This is a genomic window from Xanthobacter aminoxidans, assembly GCF_023571765.1.
In the GTDB taxonomy this organism is placed as follows: domain Bacteria; phylum Pseudomonadota; class Alphaproteobacteria; order Rhizobiales; family Xanthobacteraceae; genus Xanthobacter; species Xanthobacter aminoxidans.
Genome location: NZ_JAMJXC010000007.1, coordinates 1 through 19,781, shown reverse-complemented (window position 1 = coordinate 19,781; position 19,781 = coordinate 1). Strand labels below are relative to the sequence as shown.

Genomic DNA, 19,781 nt, shown 5'->3' with positions numbered 1-19,781 from the left:
CGAGACAGCGTGCGTCATGGAACTCCCCGGTAAGCTGCCACAGGCGGGCCCCCGACATATGGGATGCCCCGACCGCAGCGGAAGAGCGGCGCAATATCACTCCTCCGGCGATTGCCGACATTGACGGCCGACGCGCCGCGTGACACCCCTTTCGCCCCATCGCACGGTTTTCGCCCCAACCTAGAGAGCCGATCAACCGGCCCGAGGAGCACATCCATGGAGATCAAGCGCCGCCATTTCATTGGCGCGTCCGCCACCGCGCTCGCCACCAGCGCGGTCGCCGCCCCCGCCCTCGCGCAGACCCAGCCCGAGGTGAAGTGGCGCCTCACCTCCTCCTTCCCGCGCTCCCTCGACACCATCTTCGGCACGGCGCAGATCTTCGCGAAGTATGTGGCCGAGGCCACCGACGGCCGCTTCCAGATCCAGACCTTCCCGGCCGGCGAGCTGGTGCCCGGCCTGCAGGCGCTCGATGCGGTCTCCACCGGCTCGGTGGAGTGCGCCCAGACCGCGACCTATTTCTATACCGGCAAGGACACCGCGCTGGCCTTCGGCACCGGCGTGCCGTTCGGCTTCAACTCGCGCCAGCAGCACTCCTGGTGGTTCTTCGGTGGCGGTGAGCAGATCATCAACGGCGTGCTTGCCAAGTACAATGTCACCGGCATGCCGCTCGGCAATTCCGGCTGCCAGATGGGCGGCTTCTTCCGCAAGGAGCTGAACGACGTCGCCGACCTCAAGGGCCTGAAGTTCCGCATCGGCGGCATCGGCGGGCAGGTGCTGGCGAAGCTCGGCGTGGTGCCGCAGCAGATCGCCCCCAGCGACGTCTATCCGGCGCTGGAGCGCGGCTCCATCGACGCGGCGGAGTTCGTCGGCCCCTATGACGACGAGAAGCTCGGCCTCGTGAAGGTGGCCAAGTATTACTATTACCCCGGCTGGTGGGAGGGCGGCGCCATGCTGCACCTCGTCATCAACAACGCCCAGTGGAACGCGTTGCCGAAGCACTACCAGGCCATCGTCCGCAATGCCGCCGAGGCCGCCAACAACTGGATGCTGGCCAAGTACGATTCGGTGAACCCCCCGGCGCTGCGCCGTCTGGTGCAGCAGGGCGTGGAGCTGAAGCCGTTCCCGGCGTCCATCATGGAGGCGGGCTACAAGGCGTCCTTCGAGCTCTACAACGAGTTGGCCGCCACCAACCCGGCGTTCAAGCAGGCGCTCGACTCCATGCTCGCCATCCGCGCCGACCAGCTGGTGTGGTGGCAGATCGCGGAATACGCCTACGACAGCTACAACATCCGCTCGCGCGGCCGCGGCTGAGCGCGCTGGACCGCAGACGGGTCGGCCCCTCACCTTCCGGAGAGGGGCCACAGTTTCGTCACCATTGTCCCCCGCTGTCGGTCTATAGAGGGGCGCCGGATCGGCACGGCGCCAGTGGAGAGAAGAGCTGAGGATGGAGTCCGCGCGAGGGATCGGCGCCATTCGGATGGCCCGGATTGCAGCCCGTGGAACGGCTGCGCGAGGTGCTGCGCGCCGTCTGGCGCTGGGCCTCATGGTCGCCCTCACCACCGCGGGCACCGCGCTGGCGCAGGCCGGCAGCCCCACCTGCCAGCAGCTCGAAGGCTCGCTGATGGCCCTCGACCGCAGCGCCGGCGGCGTCGCCAACCAGCAGGCGCAGGCCGCCAAGCTCCGTGGCGATCTCGACCGTCTGTCCGCCCAGGCGCGCGGCATGGGCTGCGATGCGCCGCGCGGCTTCCTCATCTTCCAGGGTCCGCCCCGTCCGCCCCAGTGCGACCAGATCGACGATCAGGTCTCGCGCCTGAGGTCGCAGATCGCCGGGCTGGAGCGCGGTGGCACCGACAATGGCGGCCAGCGCCGGGCGCTCATCATCGCCCTTGCCCAGAACAATTGCGGCCCGCAATACACCGCCGCCGTGCAGGCCGCCCGCCGCGCCGCCGAGCCGGCCAAGCCGAAGAACTTCTTCGAGGCCATCTTCGGCACCCAGCAGCCCCAGAGCGAGGAAACCTCGCCGGACCTCGACCTGATGCCGCTGGAGACGCCGAAGACCTATTCCTCGCGCACTGTGTGCGTCAGGACCTGCGACGGCTACTTCTTCCCCATGGCGAGCGCCACCAATTCCAGCCGCTACGCGCAGGACGAGCAGCTCTGCAAGCGGCTGTGCCCGGGCTCGGATGCGCAGCTCTTCACCTATAGCGGCGACATCAAGTCGGCGGTGAGCATCTCCGGCCAGTCCTACATGTCGCTGCCCAACGCCCTGCGCTACCGCAAGGAGCTGGTGCCCTCCTGCACCTGCAAGCCGGCCGGCCAGTCGTGGGCGCAGGCCCTCGCCGGGCTTGAGGACGAGACCACCCTGCGCAAGGGCGACATCCTCGTGACCGAGGAGCAGGCGCGCGAAATGTCCGCGCCGCGCCCCGCCGAGCCGACCAAGGGCGGCAAGGCGGCCGCGAAGCCGCCCGCCGGCAGCACCGCTGCGGCCGAAGCCGCCGCCGGCGGACCGGTGGCCGCCACCGTCGCCGCGCCGCTCGCGCCGGAATCCGAACAGCCGGGGCAGCGCAAGGTGCGCGTCATTCCCCTGCCGCGCTCGCAGAACGCCCAGAACCAGCAGGGCGCCGCCGCAGCAGGGCAGGGGACGGCGCAGTAAGGCGCGAGGCGGAAGGACACCGCGCGGTAAGGCACCTGCGACCTGCGCGGGAAAATCCATCCACTTTCAACGGTCGTCATCGCCCGGCTCGTCCGGGCGATCCACCCCTCCGCCTGCGCGCTGCCCGGTGAACCTCACCCGGCCAATCCGTGGATCGCCCGGACGAGCCGGGCGATGACGGCGGGACTTTAGGTCCGCACGCCGAGAAGTGCTCGTTCCGTTCTCAAGTCGTGCGGAATTCGCTGCTTCTGTAGCCCTGCATGTAGAGCAGCGCGGTAAGGTCGCCGTGGTCGATGCGGGCATGGGCCGCCGCCGCCACCGCGGGCTTGGCGTGATAGGCGACGCCGAGGCCGGCCTCTCCCAGCATGGCGAGATCGTTGGCCCCGTCGCCCACCGCCATGGTCTCGGACGGGGCGAGGTGCAGCCGGTCGCGCAATTCCACCAGCGTCGCGAGCTTGGCGTCGCGGCCGAGGATGGGCTCGGCGACCGCACCCAGCAGCGTGCCGTCTTCCACCAGCAGTTCGTTGGCGCGGTTCTCGTCGAAGCCGATGCGCGCGGCGATCTCCTGCGTGAACAAGGTGAAGCCGCCGGAGACGAGGGCGGCATAGGCGCCGTTGGCCTTCATGGTGCCCACCAGCTCCGGCCCGCCGGGGGTCAGCGTGATGCGCTCGCGCAGCACGTCGCCCACCACGCCCGCGGACAGGCCGCGCAGCAGCGCCACGCGCTCGCGCAAAGCCGGCTCGAAGGCGATCTCGCCGCGCATGGCGCGCTCGGTGATGGCGGAGACGTGCGCCTTCAGGCCCACGAGGTCGGCCAGCTCGTCGATGCACTCCTGCCCGATCATGGTCGAATCCATGTCGGCGAGGAACAGGCGCTTGCGCCGGCCGGTCTCCAGCTGCACCACCACGTCGATGGGCGCACCATTCAGCGCGCCGCGCACCGCATCCGCCAGCGCGCCCGCATCGGCGGCAAGTTCCGGGACGAAGTGGATATCGACCGCCACGCCTTCGTCCAGCACCACCGGATCCTGCGCCTGCGGCAGCACGGAAAGGGCGGCATGGATTGCCTCGTAGGTCAAAGCCGGGGCAGATGGGTTTGAAATCAGCGTCGCGACGTAGGCCATGGCATTTTCAAAGCTCGAAGGGGGAAAACCGTTGGCGGTGCTCATCGCAGGTCCGACCGCCAGCGGCAAGTCGGCGCTCGCGCTGGCCGTGGCCGAGCGGACGGGCGGCATCGTCCTCAATGCAGATTCCATGCAAGTCTATGGCGATCTTTGGGTGCTCACGGCGCGGCCGACCGTCGCGGAAATGGCGCGGGTGCCCCACGGCCTCTACGGCCATGTGGATGCGGACACGGACTATTCCGTCGGCCGCTGGCTGGAGGATGCGAAACGCGCCCTCGCCGAGGCGGAGGCGGCGGGGCGACTGCCGGTGTTCGTAGGCGGCACGGGGCTCTATTTCCGCGCATTGACGCAGGGGCTTGCCGAAATTCCCGCCATTCCCGAAGCGGTGCGCGCCGAGGTGCGCGGCGCGGCCGAGGCGCTGGACAGCGCAGCCCTCCACGCCCGCCTCGCCACGGTCGATCCCGCAAGCGCCGAGCGGCTGAAGGTGAACGACCGCCAGCGGGTGCTGCGCGCGCTGGAGGTGATCCACGCCACCGGCCGCTCGCTGACCGACTGGCAGAGGGACGCCCAGCCGCCGGTGCTCGATGCGGCGGGCTGCGCGAAGATCGTGCTGGAGGTGGGTCGGGAGACACTGCGCCAGCGCATCGACGCCCGCTTCGAGACGATGATGGCCGCCGGGGCGTTGGAGGAGGTGCGTGCGCTCGCCGCGCGCGACCTCGCCCCCGACCGCACGGTGCTGAAGGCCCACGGCGCGCCGGCCCTCACGCGCGCTCTCAAGGGGGAGATGACCCTCGCCGAGGCCATCGCCGAGGGCCAGAGCGACACCCGCCGCTACGCCAAAAGGCAGGCGACCTTCTTCCGCCACCAGATGCCCGACTGGCCCACGGCAACACCCGACGAAGGGCTCGATGTTCTGATGAAGAGCATGGAGGGGGGAGGGGGGTGACGCCCCCTCAGGCCACCAGTCCGCGCACCAGCAGATCGTGATATTCCAGCGCGACCTCTTCGGCGGATTTGCCGCCGCCGGGCTTGAACCAGCGCACCATCCAGCTCAGCAGCGAGAGCACCGCGCGCCCGGTCATGGCCGCGCCCACCTCGCGGAACGAACCGTCCGCCACGCCGTCGGCGATGATCCGGCGTAGGAGGCCCTCATGGGCATCGCGCAAGGCGAGGGCATCGCCCTTCAGCCCGGTATTGGCCATGCCGGAAAAGCCCACCAGCATGGTGACGAAGCAATCGTAATTGTCGGCGAGGAAGCGGGCGTGGGCGACCATGAACTGCTTCAGCTGCTCGGCCGGCGGGTCCTCCCGCTTCACCGCCGCGGCTGACGCGTCGTTGAGCCCGGTGAGGGTGAAGATGATGATGGCGTCGTAGATCTCCTGCTTCGAGGAGAAATAGTTGTAGATGGCGCCCTTGGAATAGTTGAGTGACCGCGCCACCTCGCTGAGCGAAGAATCCACATAGCCCTTCTGCGCGAACATTTGCGCGGCCTGCCGCAGGATTTCCGCGCGCGGGTCGGTCATCATCGGCGGGCGGCCAAGGCGCGCGCCATCGCCGTCCGCCGCGACGCGCAGGGCCGCCGATTTCGGCGGACGTCCGCGCCGCCGGGCGGGGGCCGGGCGGGCCGGCGCATCCTGTTCGTGGTCGCCTCGATCCTGCAGCGTCGTGCTCCTTGACGATTGGCTTTTATTTATATACCGACTGGTAGGAATGTAAATGCCTGCCGCCATCCGGCGGTGATTTCTAGCGCGGGAGACGCACCATGGCCGCATCCGGTAAGCCGATCTTCGACTGGGCCGACCCCTTCGATCTCAACAGCCAGCTCACCGAGGACGAGCGCCTGGTGCGCGACACCGCCCGCGACTATGCGCAGGAAAAGCTGCTGCCGCGCGTGACCTCCGCCTATCTCGACGAGCGCTTCGACCGCGAGATCATGAACGAGATGGGCGAGCTCGGCCTGCTCGGCCCCACCATCCCGGCGGAATACGGCGGCGCCGGCCTCGGCTATGTCGCCTACGGCCTCGCCGCGCGCGAGGTGGAGCGGGTGGATTCGGGCTACCGTTCGGCCATGAGCGTGCAGTCCTCCCTCGTCATGCACCCCATCTATGCCTACGGCACCGAAGAGCAGCGCAAGAAGTACCTGCCCAAGCTCGCCACCGGCGAGTGGGTCGGCTGCTTCGGCCTGACCGAGCCGGACGCGGGCTCCGATCCCGCCGGCATGCGCACCCGCGCCGAGAAGATCGACGGTGGCTATCGCCTCAACGGCGCCAAGATGTGGATCACCAACTCGCCCATCTCCGACCTCGCGGTGGTGTGGGCGAAGTCCGCGGCGCATGACAACGCCATCAAGGGCTTCGTCGTGGAGCGCGGCATGAAGGGCTTCTCCACCCCCAAGATCGAGGGCAAGCTCTCGCTGCGCGCCTCCATCACCGGCGAGGTGGTGCTGGAAGACGTGGAGATCCCGGAAGAGAACCTCCTGCCCAACGCCGCCGGCCTGCCCGGCCCCTTCGGCTGCCTCAACCGCGCCCGCTACGGCATCGGCTGGGGCGCCATGGGCGCGGCGGAGGCCTGCTACGCGGCCGCCCGCCAGTACACGCTGGACCGCAAGCAGTTCGGCAAGCCGCTGGCCGCCACCCAGCTGGTGCAGAAGAAGCTGGCGGACATGGCGACCGAGATCGCGCTGGGCCTCCAGCTCGCGCTGCGCGCGGGGCGGATGTTCGATGACGGCACGCTGCCCATCGAGGCCATCTCCTTCCTCAAGCGCAACAATTGCGGCAAGGCGCTGGACATCGCGCGGGTCGCCCGCGACATGCACGGCGGCAACGGCATCTCCGCCGAATTCCACGTCATCCGCCACGCGGCGAACCTGGAGACGGTGAACACCTACGAGGGCACGCACGACATCCACGCGCTGATCCTCGGCCGGGCGATCACCGGAATTCAGGCGTTCTTCTGAGAGCGCCCACCCGCCACAAAGGAACCGTCATGCCCCGGCTTGTCCGGGGCATCCACCGCGCCACTTGGCCGGCCGCCTGACAAACGGCACAGTGGATCCCCCGGACAAGCCGGGGGATGACAGCGGACGCTGCGGTGCCGGCATCGTCGTCCGGCTCATTCGTCAACACGAGTCCTCCCATGTCCTCCCCTGCCTCCGCTCCCCTCGCCGGCCTTCGCGTCCTCGAACTCGCCCGCATCCTCGCGGGTCCCTGGTGCGGGCAGTTGCTCGCGGATCTCGGGGCGGAGGTCATCAAGGTGGAGCGGCCGGGCGGCGGGGACGATACGCGCACCTGGGGCCCGCCCTTCCTGAAGGGGGCGGACGGGGCGGACCTCGGCGCCGCCTATTTCCATTCCACCAATCGCGGCAAGCGCTCGGTGGCGGTGGATTTCGAGACGGAAGAGGGCCAGAAGGTCATCCGCGATCTCGCCCGGCAGAGCGATGTGCTCATCGAGAATTTCAAGGTCGGCGGGCTGAAGAAGTACGGGCTCGACTATGAGAGCCTGAAGACAGAAAATCCCCGCCTCGTCTATTGCTCCGTCACCGGCTTCGGGCAAGACGGCCCCTATGCGCCGCGCGCGGGCTATGACTTCCTGGTGCAGGGCATGGGCGGCATCATGGACCTCACCGGCGCGCCGGATGGGGAGCCGCAGAAGGTGGGCGTCGCCTTCGCCGACATCTTCACCGGCCTCTATGCCACCGTGGGCATCCTCGCGGCCCTGCGCCGGCGCGACGAGACCGGCACGGGCGGCCATGTGGACATGGCGCTCTTGGACACGCAGGTGGGCGTGCTGGCCAACCAGGCCATGAACTACCTCACCTCCGGCAAGGCACCGAAGCGCATGGGCAATGCCCATCCCAACATCGTGCCCTATCAGGTCTTTCCCTGCGCAGACGGCTATTTCATCGCCGCCATCGGCAATGACGGGCAGTTCGCCCGCTTCTGCGCCGTGCTCGGCGCGCCGGAGCTGGCGCAGGCGGCCGACTACGCCACCAATCCCGCCCGCGTCGCCAACCGCGCCGCGCTGGTGCCGAAGCTCACCGCGCTGACCATGGCCTTCGCCCGCGACGACCTGCTCGCCGCGCTGGAGGCGAAGGGCGTGCCGGCCGGGCCGATCAATACGGTGTCGCAGGTGTTCGAGGACCCGCAGGTGAAGGCGCGCGGCCTGCGCGTGGACCTTGCGGAGGCGGGCGGCGGCACCATTCCCGCCGTGGCGAGCCCCATCGTGCTCGATGGCGTGCGGCAGGTGGCGAAAAGCGCCAGCCCGCGACTGGGGGCGGATACGGAACAGGTGCTTGCGGCGCTGAAGGCGCTGGCGGGGAACTGACAGGCTCTCCCGAAACCCCGCGCCGGCCGGACCGGGCGGCGCAGGGATAGAATGATGATGGGGCGCGTCGCGCCCCGATCAGACGGCCCTCACGCCACGCAGGTGAGGAAGCCCTCTTCGAGCAGGTCGCGCTTGAGCTGGCGGCCGATGAAGACGATGCGGCTGAGGCGCTTCTCGTCGTCCTTCCACGGGCGCTGGTGGTCCCCGTCGAGGATCATGTGCACGCCCTGGAACACGAAGCGGTCGGGATCGTCCTTGAACGACAGGATGCCCTTGGACCGCAGGATGTTCGGCCCCTCCACCTGCACGATGTTCTGCACCCAGGGGAAGAACTTGTCCGGGTCCAGCGGCTTGTCGGTGGAGAAGGAGACCGACTGGATCTCCTCGTCATGCACCGCCTTCAGCCCGTGGTGATGGTGGTCATGATCGTGGTCGTGATGATCGTGGCCGCAGTCCGGGCCGCACGCCTCGCCATGGGCGTGGTGGTGATGGTGGTGCTCGTCCTCCTCGAGGAAGGCGGGCTCCAGCTCCAGCACGCGCTCGAGATCGAAGGCGCCCTGGTTCAGCACCTTGGCGATGTCGATCTCGGACTTCTGGGTGCGGTAGAGCTTGGCGTAGGGATTGATGCCGCGGATGCGGGCTTCCACCGCGTCCAGCTCCGCGCCGGTCACGAGGTCGGTCTTGTTGAGGAGGATGACGTCGGCGAAGGCCACCTGATTCTTCGCCTCGGGGGCGTCCTTCAGGCGGTCGGAGAGCCACTTGGCATCGGCCACCGTGACCACCGCGTCGAGCTTGGTCTTGGCCTGCACTTCCTCGTCCACGAAGAAGGTCTGGGCCACGGGGGCGGGGTCCGCCAGCCCGGTGGTCTCGACGATGATGCCGTCGAAGCCGCCCTTGCGGCGCAAGAGGCCGTCGATGATGCGGATGAGGTCGCCGCGCACGGTGCAGCAGATGCACCCGTTGTTCATCTCGAACACTTCCTCGTCGGCGCCCACCACGAGGTCGTTGTCGATACCGATCTCGCCGAACTCGTTGACGATGACGGCGAATTTCTTGCCGTGGGGCTGCGACAGGATGCGGTTGAGCAGCGTGGTCTTGCCGGCACCCAGATAGCCGGTCAACACGGTGACGGGGATCTTCTCGGCCTGCGTTTCAGCCATGGCTTCACCTTGGTACTGCGGCGGCCGCGCGAGGCGGCCGCCGGAAGGAAACGGGCGTCCCCTCAGCTCGACAGAGCGGACGAGAGTTCGCGCACGTTGGAGTGCATCATGTCGATGTAGGTGCTCGCGGGGCCTTTGTCATCGGACAGTGCGTCGGAATAGAGCGTTCCGCCCACCTTGGCGCCGCTTTCCTTGGCGATGCGCTGGATGAGACGCGGGTCGGTGACGTTCTCGACGAACACGGCCGGGATCTTCTGCGCCTTGATCTGGCGGATGATGCGGCCGACGTCCTTGGCCGAGGCCTCGCTCTCGGTGGAGACACCCTCGGGGGCGACCAGCACCAGGCCGTAGGCCTCGCCGAAATAGCCGAAGGCGTCGTGGGAAGTGATGATGCGGCGCTGGTCGGCCGGGATCTTGGCCATGGCGGACTTCACTTCCGTCTCCAGCGCATCAAGCTTGGCGGTGTAGGCCGCGGCATTGGCGGTGTAGACGTCGCGGCCGTCCGGATCGGCGGCGATCAGGCCGTCACGCACGTTGGCCACATAGACCTTGGCGTTGGCGATGGACTGCCAGGCGTGGGGGTCGATGCCGCCGTGGTCATGGCCGCCTTCCTTGGCGTGGTCGTGCTTGTCCTTGCCCTTGGCCTTCGGCTTCTCGTCGTCGTCATGATCGACGAAGCCGGTGCGGGGCGTGATGCCCTTGGTGGCGACGACGATGGGCGCCTTGGTGCCGGACGCCTTGATGAGGCGGTCCATCCAGCCTTCGAAGCCGAGGCCGTTGACGAACACCACCTTGGCCGCGGCCACCGCCTTCGCGTCGGCGGGGGTGGGCTGGTAGACGTGGGCATCGCCGTTGGGGCCGACGATGGTGGTGACGGCCACGCGGTCGCCGCCCACCTGCTTCACGAAATCGCCGAGGATGGAGAAGGAGGCCACCACGGGCATCTTCTGGGCAGGGGCCTGCGCGAGCGCCGGCCCGGCCACGGGCAGGCCAAGGCCGGCGACCATGCCGGCGGCGAGGAGGAGACGTCTGGAGATCATGAAAGTCCTCTTCAGGCTTCAAGGTGACGGCGAGGGACGAGGCGGCCGGCAAGACCGCCGATCGGCCCGAAAAAGACGGCGCCGGCATAGGCGAGACCGGCGACCAGGATGATGGACGGGCCGGACGGCGTGCCGAGGTTGTAGGAGACGAGCAGACCCGCGACGCCCGAACCGAAGGCGATCAGCGTGGAGGTGGTGACCAGCGCCGTGAGGTCGCGCACGAAGAAGCGCGCGGTGGCGGCCGGCAGCATCATCAGCCCCACCGAGAGAAGCGTGCCGAGGGCGTGGAAGCCGCCCACGAGGTTCAGCACCACCAGCGACAGGAAGGCGATGTGGCTGACGCCGCCGCTGCGGCTCACCGAGGCGAGGAAGGTGGGGTCTACGCATTCCAGCACCAGCGGCCGCCACACCACGGCGAGGGTGAGCAGCGTGATGGTGGTGATGCCGGCGATGAGCACCAGCGTCGCGTCGTCGATGCCCAGCACCGTGCCGAACAGCACGTGCAGCAGGTCTACGTTGGAGCCGCGCAGCGAGACGATGAGCACGCCCAGCGCCAGCGAGATGAGATAAAAGGCCGCCAGCGAGGCGTCCTCCTTCATCCCCGTCGCCCGCGCCACCACGCCCGCGCCCACCGCCACCAGAAGGCCGGCCGCGAGGCCGCCGGCGGTCATGGCGTAGAGGTTGAGGCCGGCGAACAGGAAGCCGATGGCCGCGCCGGGCAGGATGGCATGGGCCATGGCATCGCCCGTCAGCGACATGCGCCGCAGCATCAGGAACGCGCCCACCGGCCCCGCGCCGAGCGACAGCGCGAACACGCCGGCCAGCGCCCGCCGCATGAACTCGAACTCCACGAAGGGAGAAATGAAGGTGTCATAGAGGCTCATCGAACCATCCCGGGCCGCGTGCCGCGCTCAAGGCGGCCGGCCGGATCTGTCATCGTCCTGCCCTTGCGCTTGGCCGGGGAGCCGATCCGGTGGGTTGGAGGAACCGGACCGGCCTTGGACGGAGCCCGTGGTCCCCGGCCAAGCGCAAAAGCAGTGATGTGCGTCCAAAAGACCGGCGTCAGCCGGTCGGTGAAAGTCGGATCAGGCCGCGTCGGAGCAGGGGACGGCGTCGTCACGCCATGACTCGCCCATGCGGCGGGCCTTGAGCAGGTTCTCGGGGTCGAGCGCTTCCGCGGTGGGGCCCCATGCGACAGGCGTGCGGGCGAGGAGCAGCGTCTGCGGGAAGGTCGCGCGCACCAGGTCGAAATCGTGCAGCACCGCGATGACGGTGCGCTGCTCGCCGTGCCAGCGGCGGACCAGTTCCACGAGGTCCGAGACCGTTTTGGCATCGAGGGCGGTGAACGGCTCGTCGAGCAGGATCACGCGGGCATCCTGCAGCAGCAGGCGGGCGAACAGGGTGCGCTGCATCTGCCCGCCGGAGAGCGTGCCGATGGGCCGGTTCTCGAACCCTTCGAGGCCGACGGCGGCGATGGCGTGCTCGATCTTCTCCCGATCGGCCCGGCCGATGCCGCCGAACAGGCCGGCACGCCGCCACAGGCCCATGGACACCATATCGTAGACATGGATGGGAAAGCTGCGGTCGATCTCGGCGCCCTGCGGCAGGTAGGCGATCTCGCGCGGGTCGAGGCCGTGGCGATCGATGGTGCCGCCGAGCGGCTTCAGCGCGCCGCCGATGGCCTTGAGGAGCGTGGACTTGCCGGCGCCGTTGGCGCCGCAGATGGCGAGCAGCGCGCCCTTCTCCACATCGCCGGAGAGGTGGTGGACGGCCGGGTGGCGCTCATAGCCGAGAGTGAGGTTGCGGAACGAAATCTGCGCGGTCATGCGCCGCCTCCCGTCACCAGCAGGACGGCGCTCCACAGCACGAGGAGGAGCACCGACACCAGCGCGAGCCGCCCGGCAAGGGACATGCGCAGCACCGATGCGCCGATGCGCACGGGCGGCCTGCGGCTTGCCGGAGAAGCGGCATGGGTGTGATGGCCGTGCCCATGATCGCCCTGGTCGTGTCCCCCCGCGGCTCCGGCGCCGACGGGCGCGGCGCGGTCCTGCCGGCCGGTCGCCTCGCGGGCCGGCGGCGTCGCTGCGGAAGGGGAAAGGGACAGGGACATGGGGGCCGGCGCGCTGGTTTCGATGGCCAGTTGATACAGTGTATCGCTCGACCTTGTCCAGTCCGCCGACACCCCACCGCACGCTTTTGTGCTGTTCCCCTCAGTCAGTCGGAGCGCCTATTCGGCGGCTGCGGCAAAGGCGCGGAAGCTGCCGAACCGGGTGATGTCCTGCGCCCCGTCGAGGGCCGCCGCCTCGGCCAGGAAGCCGGTGACGCGGCTGCCGTCGTCCAGCTCCACCTGCCCGAGGCCCAGCGGCGCCGGGATCGTTGCGAGCAGGCGGCCGACGCCCTCGAAGGGCAGGGACCACACCTCCCCTTCCACCGCCGCGCCGTCCGCAGTCACGCGCACCACGCCCGGGCGGGGCACGGCGCCGGGGAGGAGCTTCATGCGATAGGACGGCACCGTCTTCGCGGCGCGCACGAAGCGCGCGCCCATGGATTTCAGGTCGCCATTGAGCGGCATGCCGGAGAGGTGGGCGCCGAACACGCACACATCGAGCCGCCCCGGCTCCTGCGCGGCCGCCAGCGGGGGCAGGGTCGGCGCGGGCGCATGGCCGCAGCCCAGCGGCAGATTGCCCGCCGCCACATAGGCCCGGCCCAACGCCGCCATCTCCGCATCCCGCCCGGCGGGGGCGAGGAGGGTGATGCCATAGGGCACGCCGGCCGCCGTGATCTTGGTCGGCACCGCGATGCCGCACAGATCCATCAGGTTCACGAAATTGGTGTAGGTGCCATTGCGCGAATTCAGGCGGATGGGGTCCGCCAGCACCTCCTCCACCGTGTAAGCGGAGGGCGCGGTGGGCAGCAGCAGCGCGTCGATGCCGGCGAGGATGGGGGCGACGCGGGCGCGCAGCTCCTTGAGCTTGTACATGGCGCGGAAGGCATCCGCCGCGCTCGCCTTGCCGCCCGGCTCGGTGATGGCCCGTGTCACCGGATGCACCGCATCGGGATCGGTGGTCAGAAGGTGCTCGGCGGCGATCCAGCGCTCCGCCACCCACGGCCCTTCATAGAGCAGGCGCGCGGTCTCGGCGAAGGCGGAGAAATCGATCTCCTTCAGCACCGCGCCCAGCGACGCGAAGCGCGCCAGGGCTTCCTCATAGGCGGCGGCCGACTCGGCATCGCCAAAGAACTCCCGCTGCGCCTGAGGCAGGATGCCCAGCACCGGCGCGGGCGGGGCGGCGGTGAGCGGGCCGACGGGCAGGTCGCGCGAATAGGCGTCCTCAGCGTCGAAGCCGGAGATGACGTTCAGCACCGCCATGGCATCGTCCACGGTAAGGGCGAAGATCGAGATGCAGTCCAGCGTCTTGCAGGCGGGCACGAGGCCGGTGTTGGGCACGAGGCCGAGGGAGGGCTTCAGGCCCACGATGTTGTTCAGCATGGCCGGCACGCGGCCCGACCCCGCCGTGTCGGTGCCCAGCGACACCGGCACGATGCCCGCGCCCACCGCCACCGCCGAGCCGGAGGAGGAGCCGCCCGGCACCAGCTCCGGGTTCACCGAGTTGCGCGGGATGCCATAGGGCGAGCGCACGCCCACAAGGCCGGTGGCGAACTGGTCGAGATTGGTCTTGCCGATGATGAGCGCGCCCGCCGCCTTGAGCCGCGCCACGACGGTGGCGTCGCGCGCCGGCACATAGGCGAAGGCCGGGCAGGCGGCGGTGGTGGGCAGGCCGGCGACGTCGATATTGTCCTTCACCGCCACTGGGACGCCGTAGAGCGGCAGCGCCGTATTGCCGGCGGCCTCCAGCGTGGCCGCCTCGGCCAGCACATCGGCTTCGTCTCGCAGGGTGATGAACATGGCCGGGTCGTCATGCACCGCAAGCCGGGCATAGACGCCGCGCACCGTATCCGAGACGGAGCGGAGGCCGGACCTGTGGGCTTCGAGGAGGCTGGCGACGGTCTGCATGGTCTACCCTGATGACGGCGCTCCACGCGCCTGATGGCAGGGGTCTAGCAGGAAGCGCGCCACTTGTATGCAATTTCTGATAAATGCATAAATATCAGATGCTTGATGCAAATGAATTGCGCCCCGCAGCGGCTGGATTTGCCACTGCGGGGCGCAGGATGTGCACCTTATGCCCGGAAAATAGGCAGGCGCTACTGGCTCGTCCGGTTCTGCTCCGCCGGCGAAAGGGTCCGGCCGGGAGGCGCGTCGGGCGCGGTGGTCATGGGCGGGGGATTGCCGCGCGGCACGGTGATGTTCTCCGGCGCGGTCTCGCTCGGTTCGGGCGTGCCGCGGTTGGAGAACATGTTCGCCGCGACCAGCGCGAGGACCAGCACGAATGCCGCGGCGACGAGCATGCCCTGGCGTTGCATGGGGCTCTCTCCTTTTGGTGGATATCGCCCCCTCAACGCCCCGGCCCCGGGGCCGGGTTCCCCTTTTTGAGGTCAGTCCCGGAACACCACGGTGCGGGAACCGTTCAGCAGCACCCGGTCCTGCAGGTGCCAGGAGATGGCCCGCGCCAGAACCCGGCGCTCGATGTCGCGACCCTTGCGCACGAGATCCTCGGGCGAATCCTGGTGGGAGATGCGCTCCACGTCCTGCTCGATGATCGGGCCTTCATCGAGGTCCGAGGTCACGTAGTGAGCGGTGGCGCCGATGAGCTTCACGCCGCGCGCATGGGCCTGATGATAGGGCTTGGCGCCCTTGAAGCCGGGCAGGAAGGAGTGGTGGATGTTGATGCACTTGCCCGAGAGCTTGGCGGAGAGCCCATCCGACAGCACCTGCATGTAGCGCGCGAGCACGGCAAGCTCGGAGCCGGAGGACTGGAAAATCTCCCAGACCTGCGTTTCCTGCTCCAGCTTGGTGGCCTTGGTCACCGGCAGGTGGTGGAAGGGGATGCCGTCGAAATCGAGGTGGGCGTAGGTCTCGCGCGGGTGGTTGGAGACGATGCCGGAGATTTCCATGGGGATCTCGCCGATGCGCCAGCGATAGAGCAGGTCCGCGAGGCAGTGGTCGAACTTGGAGGCGAGCAGCAGCACCTTCCGCTTTTCCGACACGGGGCGGAGCGTGAAGCTCAGCGAGAAGGTCTGCGCCACCGCCGCGAAGCCGGAGCGGATTTCGGCGAGGCTGGCCTCGCCCTCGACCACGTTGAACACCACGCGCATGAAGAAGCGGCGGGTCTCGGTGTCGTCGAACTGCTGCGCCTCCAGGATGTTGCAGCCCTTCTCGAACAGGAAGGTCGAGACGCCGGCGACGATGCCGGGCCGGTTAGGGCAGGAGAAGGCGAGAATGATCGGCTCGTTGGGGCTGGTCATGATGCGTCCTTTATGGCGCCGCGCGACCGATGCAGCCGGGCGCCCTGTTCAGAAAATCGGTGCGGGAGAGGAGGCGCGCGCCGCGCTGCCGTCAACCTCGATCGGTGCCGGAGAGCGCGAAGCCGTATTCCGCCGCGCTCGCCGTCAGCCAGCGCAGGAAGGCGGGGGCGAAGGTGTTGCCCACCGCGAAGCGATAGCTGGGGCTCGCGTCCCGCTGCCAGAAGGTGACGCCCACGTGGGAGACCGGCGTCGTCGCCGCATCGCCCGGCTGGAACGCGCGGGGATCGAGGTCCACCGCCACGCCCTTCACCAGCGCCTCGCGCGCCTTCGGGCCGGAGATGTCGAGCACGAGATTGGCGTCGCTCTGGTCGGTGACGGCGCCAAGGCCGGCTGCCAGTTCTTCGAGGCGCCGGCGCAGCGCGGCGCCGTCCGATCCTTCGGCCAAAACCAGCCACTTGCCGGGGCCGGTGCCGATGGCCTCAAGGCCGGCGCCGACGCTCGCCTTCGGCGCATCCACCAGAGGCAGGCCGGAAGCGGTGGCGGCGGCGATCAGCGCTGCGGTCTTGCCCTTGCGGGCGACCAGCGTCGCGGCGGCAAGGTTCGTCACCACCTGCGCCGTGACGCCGGTGGCGCCTGCGACGCCATAGTGCCCGGCCGGAACGAGGTGGGCGGGGGAGAGGGAGTGGAAGAGGTCAGACACGCTGCTTCTCCCCTTCGGGATCGACAAAGTGGGGAGAGCACACCTCGACCTCGATGTCACCGCCGCGCACCGGGTCATAGGCGCGCAGCTTCTCGCCGATGCGCTCCGGCCCGCGCTTGAGGAGGCCGAGGCCGATGGAGTGCCCGAGGATGGGCGACCAGGCGACGGAGGTCATGTAGCCCTCGTCATTCTCAGTGGTGGGGGCCGCGCCGAGGGGCAGGAAATGCGCCCCGGCCTTGAGCCGCGCCGCCTTGTCCACCGGCCGGAAGCCGACGAATGTGGGCCGGTCTGGATCGGTGAAGGCGGGGCGGCCCGCCATCACGCGGCCGATGAAGTCCTTCTTGGTGGAGGCCATGCGGCCGAGGCCGAGATCGCGGGCGGAGGTCTGCCCGTTCAGCTCGCTGCCGGAGACATGGCCCTTCTCGATGCGCAGCACGGCCAGCGTCTCGACGCCGTAGGGCGTGATGCCGTAGGGCGCGCCCGCCGCCATGATCGCCCGCATCAGCTTGTCGCCGTGGCGGGCGGGCACCGCGATCTCGTAGCCGAGCTCGCCGGAGAAGGAGAGGCGGAACACGCGCGCTTCCACGCCGCCCATCACCGTGGTCTGGAGCGCGCCCATGAAGGGCAGGCCGGTGTTGGAGACATCCGCGCCATCCACCAGCTTCGCCAGCACGTCGCGGGAGCGCGGGCCGGAGACGGCGATCTGCGTCCACTGCTCGGTGATGGAGGCGAGGCACACGTCCAGCTCCGGCCACAGCACCTGCAGGCAGAATTCCAGATGCTGGAACACCTTGGCTGCGTTGGCGGTGGTCGTGGTCATCACATAATGGTCGTCGGCGAGGCGGGCGGTGGTGCCGTCGTCCATGACGATCCCGTCCTCGCGCAGCATAACGCCGTAGCGCGCCTTGCCGACGCCGAGGGTGGAGAACATGTTGATGTAGACGCGATCCAGCAGCCGGCCCGCGTCCGGTCCCTGAAGGTCGATCTTGCCGAAGGTGGACACGTCGATGACGCCGACGCCCTCGCGCGTCGCCTTCACCTCGCGGTTCACCGCCGCCTGCCAGTCCTCGCCCGCCTTCGGGAACCACGCGGCGCGCAGCCACTGTCCGGTCTCCACGAACACCGCGCCCTGCTCCTCCGCCCACTGGTGGGTGGGGGTGGGGCGGGTGGGCTTGAAGTCCACGCCGCGATGGTGGCCGGCGAGCACGCCGAGCGCCACGGGCGTGTAGGGCGGGCGGAACACGGTGGTGCCGGTCTCGGGAATGCCCTTGCCGGTGAGCGCCGCCATGATGGCGAGGCCCGCCATGTTGGAGGTCTTGCCCTGATCGGTGGCCATGCCCATGGTGGTGTAGCGCTTCAGCAGCTCCACCGCCCGGAAGCCTTCGCGATGGGCGAGGGCTACATCCTTGGCGGTTACGTCGTTCTGCTGGTCCACGAAGGCGGGGCCCTTGGCGTGCACCTGCCAGAAGGCCTTGAGGCCGTTGGGCGCATCGCCCGCCACGGGGGCGGGAGCCGCGACGGGCGCGAAGCCCGCATCCTCGGCCGCGGCGGCGCCCAGCGCGCTGCCATCCGCGAGGCTTTCGGCGAGCGTGAGGTGGCCGGCTGCGGCGCCCGCCACCGCCATGCCCACCGGCACGGCGCCGGGCACGAAGGCGGCGATATCCTCGCGCCAGATGGGCCTGCCGCCCTGATGGCAGGTGAGGTTCACGTTGGGCGTCGCCCCGCCGGAGACGCCGAGCGCCTCCACGGAGAGCGTGCGGACACCCTTGGGCGTGCGCACGATGACGCTGGACAGGCACTTGCCGGAGGTGGCGATGACCTCGCTCCCGGTGAGGAGATCGACGCCCAGCGCCTTCGCCCGCGCGGCGAGGGCTGGAGCGACAGCCTCCCGCACATCCGCGATGGCTTCCAGCTTCACGCCGGCCGATGCCGCATCCAGCAGCGCGGCGACGGCGTGGTCGTTGTTGGTGAAGCCGGCCGCCCGCGGCCCCGCGCCCACGCCGAAACGCGTGGCGTAGGTGGCGAGGGCCAGCGCCGACATGACGCCGGGCCGGTCATTGCCGGGGAAGACGATGGGCCGGTCGAACGCACCCGCCGCCAGCACGGAGCGCTTGGCGATGAAGCGCCACAGCCGCTGGCGGGGCTGGAAGGGGGCGGGGACGGCGAGATGGTCGCTCACCTTCTCCACCGCGCCGAATTCGCCGCCGTCATAGGCGCCGAACACGGTGGTGCGCGGCATGAGGCGGACGTTGGGCAGGCTCGCGAGTTCGGCGAGGGTGCGCGTCACGAAGTCCGCCGCGCTGCCGCCGTCGATCTCGGCCTGCTCGGAGAGCAGCCGGCCGCCGAGGCGGAAGTCCTCGTCCGCCAGCACCACCCGCGCGCCGGTGCGCCCGGCCGCCAGCGCCGCCGCAAGGCCCGCCGCGCCGGAGCCGATGACCAGCACGTCGCAGAAATGGGTGGCCTTCTCGTAATGGTCCGGGTCGGCCGTCTCGGCCGCGCGGCCGAGGCCGGCGGCACGGCGGATCATGGGCTCGTAGACCTTCTCCCAGAAGGCGGCGGGCCACATGAAGGTCTTGTAGTAGAAGCCCGCGCCGAGGAAGGGCGACACGAGCTGGTTCATGCTGAGGAGATCGACCTCCAGCGAGGGCCAGCGGTTCTGGCTGGTGGCGTCCAGCGCGTCGAACAGCTCAATGGTGGTGGCGCGGGTGTTGGGCTCGCGCCGGGCGCCGGAGCGCAGTTCCACCAGCGCGTTCGGCTCCTCGGACCCTGCGGTGACGATGCCGCGCGGCCGGTGATACTTGAAGGAGCGGCCGACCAGCCGCACGCCGTTGGCGAGCAGCGCGGAGGCGAGCGTGTCGCCGGGATGGCCGGTGTAGCTCTTGCCGTCGAAGCTGAAGGAGAGGGTGCGGCTGCGGTCGATCAGCCCCCCTGCGGAAAGCCGGGTCATTCGGCCGCCTCCGTCCGGGTAAAGCGCACTGCGGTGATGGTGTGGGTGCGGGTGTCGCGCGTGACGGTGAGCCAGCGGCGGCAGCCGCCCGCGTGGTACCACAGCTCGTCCATCACGCCGGCGACGTTGTCGCGCTCGTAGACGTAGGCGTTGAAGGCGTCCGGCGCCTCGGGATCGGCCGGGTCCGGCCGGGTGGGCGCGGCATCGCCGAGATAGGCGAATTCATGGGACGACCTCGCGCCGCAATAGGGACAGGTGATGCGCATGGGTCAGGTCCGGGTGGGAAGGTGGGGGGCGTGGGACGGTCTCGCGCCCCGGACGCATGCAGCGAAGCGGAATGCGAGCCGGCAACTGTGTTGAGGGCTGGTCAGGTTTGGAAGGTGACGTTGTCGCGTAGGAGGGCGTTTGCGGTGACGACGATGCGTCTGGCGATGGCGACGAGTGCGAGCTTTGGTGGTTTTCCTGCGGCGC

The 19,781-nt window shown here is 69.3% G+C and carries 18 protein-coding genes and 1 pseudogene; 5 read left to right on the top strand and 14 right to left on the bottom strand.

Annotation, left to right across the window (positions count from 1 at the left end; translation table 11 throughout):
- Positions 1–222 precede the first annotated feature (222 nt).
- Positions 223–1,311: a TRAP transporter substrate-binding protein gene (locus EJ105_RS12490; RefSeq protein ID WP_250166734.1), complete on the top strand. Its 1,089-nt coding sequence runs from the start codon at positions 223–225 to the stop codon at positions 1,309–1,311.
- 166 nt (positions 1,312–1,477) lie between these two features.
- The gene (locus EJ105_RS12485; protein ID WP_250166596.1) at positions 1,478–2,653 is read left to right on the top strand and encodes a DUF2865 domain-containing protein; all 1,176 of its coding nucleotides are present in this window, start codon (positions 1,478–1,480) and stop codon (positions 2,651–2,653) included.
- 223 nt (positions 2,654–2,876) lie between these two features.
- On the opposite strand, the gene serB is transcribed toward EJ105_RS12485, so the two are convergent.
- Positions 2,877–3,776, bottom strand: a complete 900-nt coding sequence (gene serB, locus EJ105_RS12480; protein WP_250166595.1) for a phosphoserine phosphatase SerB — start codon at positions 3,774–3,776, stop codon at positions 2,877–2,879.
- Between serB and miaA the strand changes: the two genes are divergently transcribed.
- Positions 3,775–4,722, top strand: coding sequence for a tRNA (adenosine(37)-N6)-dimethylallyltransferase MiaA (gene miaA, locus EJ105_RS12475; RefSeq protein WP_250166594.1), 948 nt, complete (start codon positions 3,775–3,777; stop codon positions 4,720–4,722). The genes serB and miaA overlap by 2 nt on opposite strands.
- Positions 4,723–4,729: 7 nt before the next feature.
- Here miaA and EJ105_RS12470 read toward each other — a convergent pair whose 3' ends face one another.
- Complete coding sequence (locus EJ105_RS12470) at positions 4,730–5,299, bottom strand: TetR/AcrR family transcriptional regulator (protein ID WP_284145436.1); 570 nt, start codon at positions 5,297–5,299, stop codon at positions 4,730–4,732.
- Between the two features lie 239 nt (positions 5,300–5,538).
- On the opposite strand from EJ105_RS12470, the gene EJ105_RS12465 reads away from it, so the two are divergent.
- Complete coding sequence (locus tag EJ105_RS12465) at positions 5,539–6,732, top strand: acyl-CoA dehydrogenase (RefSeq protein ID WP_250166593.1); 1,194 nt, start codon at positions 5,539–5,541, stop codon at positions 6,730–6,732.
- A gap of 179 nt (positions 6,733–6,911) precedes the next feature.
- Entirely contained in the window at positions 6,912–8,099 is a 1,188-nt protein-coding gene (locus tag EJ105_RS12460; protein ID WP_250166592.1) for a CaiB/BaiF CoA transferase family protein, read from the top strand.
- 89 nt (positions 8,100–8,188) lie between these two features.
- On the opposite strand, the gene EJ105_RS12455 is transcribed toward EJ105_RS12460, so the two are convergent.
- The 12 genes and pseudogenes from EJ105_RS12455 to EJ105_RS12400 all read right to left on the bottom strand — a co-directional run.
- Positions 8,189–9,259 carry a CobW family GTP-binding protein gene (locus tag EJ105_RS12455; RefSeq protein WP_250166591.1) on the bottom strand — a complete coding sequence of 357 codons (1,071 nt, stop codon included), beginning with the start codon at positions 9,257–9,259 and terminating at the stop codon, positions 8,189–8,191.
- 62 nt (positions 9,260–9,321) lie between these two features.
- Positions 9,322–10,299 carry a metal ABC transporter solute-binding protein, Zn/Mn family gene (locus EJ105_RS12450; RefSeq protein WP_250166590.1) on the bottom strand — a complete coding sequence of 326 codons (978 nt, stop codon included), beginning with the start codon at positions 10,297–10,299 and terminating at the stop codon, positions 9,322–9,324.
- An 11-nt stretch (positions 10,300–10,310) separates the two neighbouring features.
- The gene (locus tag EJ105_RS12445; protein ID WP_029558038.1) at positions 10,311–11,183 is read right to left on the bottom strand and encodes a metal ABC transporter permease; all 873 of its coding nucleotides are present in this window, start codon (positions 11,181–11,183) and stop codon (positions 10,311–10,313) included.
- Positions 11,184–11,384: 201 nt separating this feature from the next.
- Complete coding sequence (gene aztA / locus EJ105_RS12440; protein WP_250166589.1) at positions 11,385–12,125, bottom strand: zinc ABC transporter ATP-binding protein AztA; 741 nt, start codon at positions 12,123–12,125, stop codon at positions 11,385–11,387.
- Positions 12,122–12,409, bottom strand: coding sequence for a hypothetical protein (locus EJ105_RS12435; protein ID WP_250166588.1), 288 nt, complete (start codon positions 12,407–12,409; stop codon positions 12,122–12,124). Before EJ105_RS12435 ends, aztA begins: the two co-directional genes overlap by 4 nt.
- A gap of 117 nt (positions 12,410–12,526) precedes the next feature.
- On the bottom strand, positions 12,527–14,311 hold the full coding sequence (atzF, locus tag EJ105_RS12430; RefSeq protein ID WP_250166587.1) for an allophanate hydrolase: 1,785 nt from the start codon (positions 14,309–14,311) through the stop codon (positions 12,527–12,529).
- Positions 14,312–14,502: 191 nt separating this feature from the next.
- A complete protein-coding gene (locus EJ105_RS12425; protein WP_250166586.1) occupies positions 14,503–14,721 on the bottom strand; it encodes a hypothetical protein in 219 nt (72 codons plus the stop codon).
- A 72-nt stretch (positions 14,722–14,793) separates the two neighbouring features.
- A complete protein-coding gene (gene purU, locus EJ105_RS12420) occupies positions 14,794–15,663 on the bottom strand; it encodes a formyltetrahydrofolate deformylase (protein ID WP_024279543.1) in 870 nt (289 codons plus the stop codon).
- A 91-nt stretch (positions 15,664–15,754) separates the two neighbouring features.
- Positions 15,755–16,363: a sarcosine oxidase subunit gamma gene (locus EJ105_RS12415; RefSeq protein WP_250166585.1), complete on the bottom strand. Its 609-nt coding sequence runs from the start codon at positions 16,361–16,363 to the stop codon at positions 15,755–15,757.
- Positions 16,356–19,310, bottom strand: a complete 2,955-nt coding sequence (locus EJ105_RS12410; RefSeq protein WP_250166584.1) for a sarcosine oxidase subunit alpha family protein — start codon at positions 19,308–19,310, stop codon at positions 16,356–16,358. The genes EJ105_RS12415 and EJ105_RS12410 overlap by 8 nt, the downstream gene beginning before the upstream one ends.
- Complete coding sequence (locus EJ105_RS12405; protein ID WP_250166583.1) at positions 19,307–19,576, bottom strand: sarcosine oxidase subunit delta; 270 nt, start codon at positions 19,574–19,576, stop codon at positions 19,307–19,309. The genes EJ105_RS12410 and EJ105_RS12405 overlap by 4 nt, the downstream gene beginning before the upstream one ends.
- Positions 19,577–19,677: 101 nt before the next feature.
- A pseudogene (locus tag EJ105_RS12400) lies at positions 19,678–19,781 on the bottom strand (IS110 family transposase); the annotation flags it as partial.

What these genes read in the sequence shown, in the direction of transcription:
- EJ105_RS12470 (WP_284145436.1), bottom strand. Translation starts at nt 5,299, where the DNA reads ATGACCGACCCGCGCGCGGAAATCCTGCGGCAGGCCGCGCAAATGTTC.
- EJ105_RS12465 (WP_250166593.1), top strand. Translation starts at nt 5,539, where the DNA reads ATGGCCGCATCCGGTAAGCCGATCTTCGACTGGGCCGACCCCTTCGAT.
- aztA (WP_250166589.1), bottom strand. Translation starts at nt 12,125, where the DNA reads ATGACCGCGCAGATTTCGTTCCGCAACCTCACTCTCGGCTATGAGCGC.
- serB (WP_250166595.1), bottom strand. Translation starts at nt 3,776, where the DNA reads ATGGCCTACGTCGCGACGCTGATTTCAAACCCATCTGCCCCGGCTTTG.
- EJ105_RS12455 (WP_250166591.1), bottom strand. Translation starts at nt 9,259, where the DNA reads ATGGCTGAAACGCAGGCCGAGAAGATCCCCGTCACCGTGTTGACCGGC.
- atzF (WP_250166587.1), bottom strand. Translation starts at nt 14,311, where the DNA reads ATGCAGACCGTCGCCAGCCTCCTCGAAGCCCACAGGTCCGGCCTCCGC.
- EJ105_RS12485 (WP_250166596.1), top strand. Translation starts at nt 1,478, where the DNA reads ATGGCCCGGATTGCAGCCCGTGGAACGGCTGCGCGAGGTGCTGCGCGC.
- EJ105_RS12445 (WP_029558038.1), bottom strand. Translation starts at nt 11,183, where the DNA reads ATGAGCCTCTATGACACCTTCATTTCTCCCTTCGTGGAGTTCGAGTTC.
- EJ105_RS12450 (WP_250166590.1), bottom strand. Translation starts at nt 10,299, where the DNA reads ATGATCTCCAGACGTCTCCTCCTCGCCGCCGGCATGGTCGCCGGCCTT.
- EJ105_RS12425 (WP_250166586.1), bottom strand. Translation starts at nt 14,721, where the DNA reads ATGCAACGCCAGGGCATGCTCGTCGCCGCGGCATTCGTGCTGGTCCTC.
- miaA (WP_250166594.1), top strand. Translation starts at nt 3,775, where the DNA reads ATGGCATTTTCAAAGCTCGAAGGGGGAAAACCGTTGGCGGTGCTCATC.
- purU (WP_024279543.1), bottom strand. Translation starts at nt 15,663, where the DNA reads ATGACCAGCCCCAACGAGCCGATCATTCTCGCCTTCTCCTGCCCTAAC.
- EJ105_RS12460 (WP_250166592.1), top strand. Translation starts at nt 6,912, where the DNA reads ATGTCCTCCCCTGCCTCCGCTCCCCTCGCCGGCCTTCGCGTCCTCGAA.
- EJ105_RS12410 (WP_250166584.1), bottom strand. Translation starts at nt 19,310, where the DNA reads ATGACCCGGCTTTCCGCAGGGGGGCTGATCGACCGCAGCCGCACCCTC.
- EJ105_RS12435 (WP_250166588.1), bottom strand. Translation starts at nt 12,409, where the DNA reads ATGTCCCTGTCCCTTTCCCCTTCCGCAGCGACGCCGCCGGCCCGCGAG.
- EJ105_RS12405 (WP_250166583.1), bottom strand. Translation starts at nt 19,576, where the DNA reads ATGCGCATCACCTGTCCCTATTGCGGCGCGAGGTCGTCCCATGAATTC.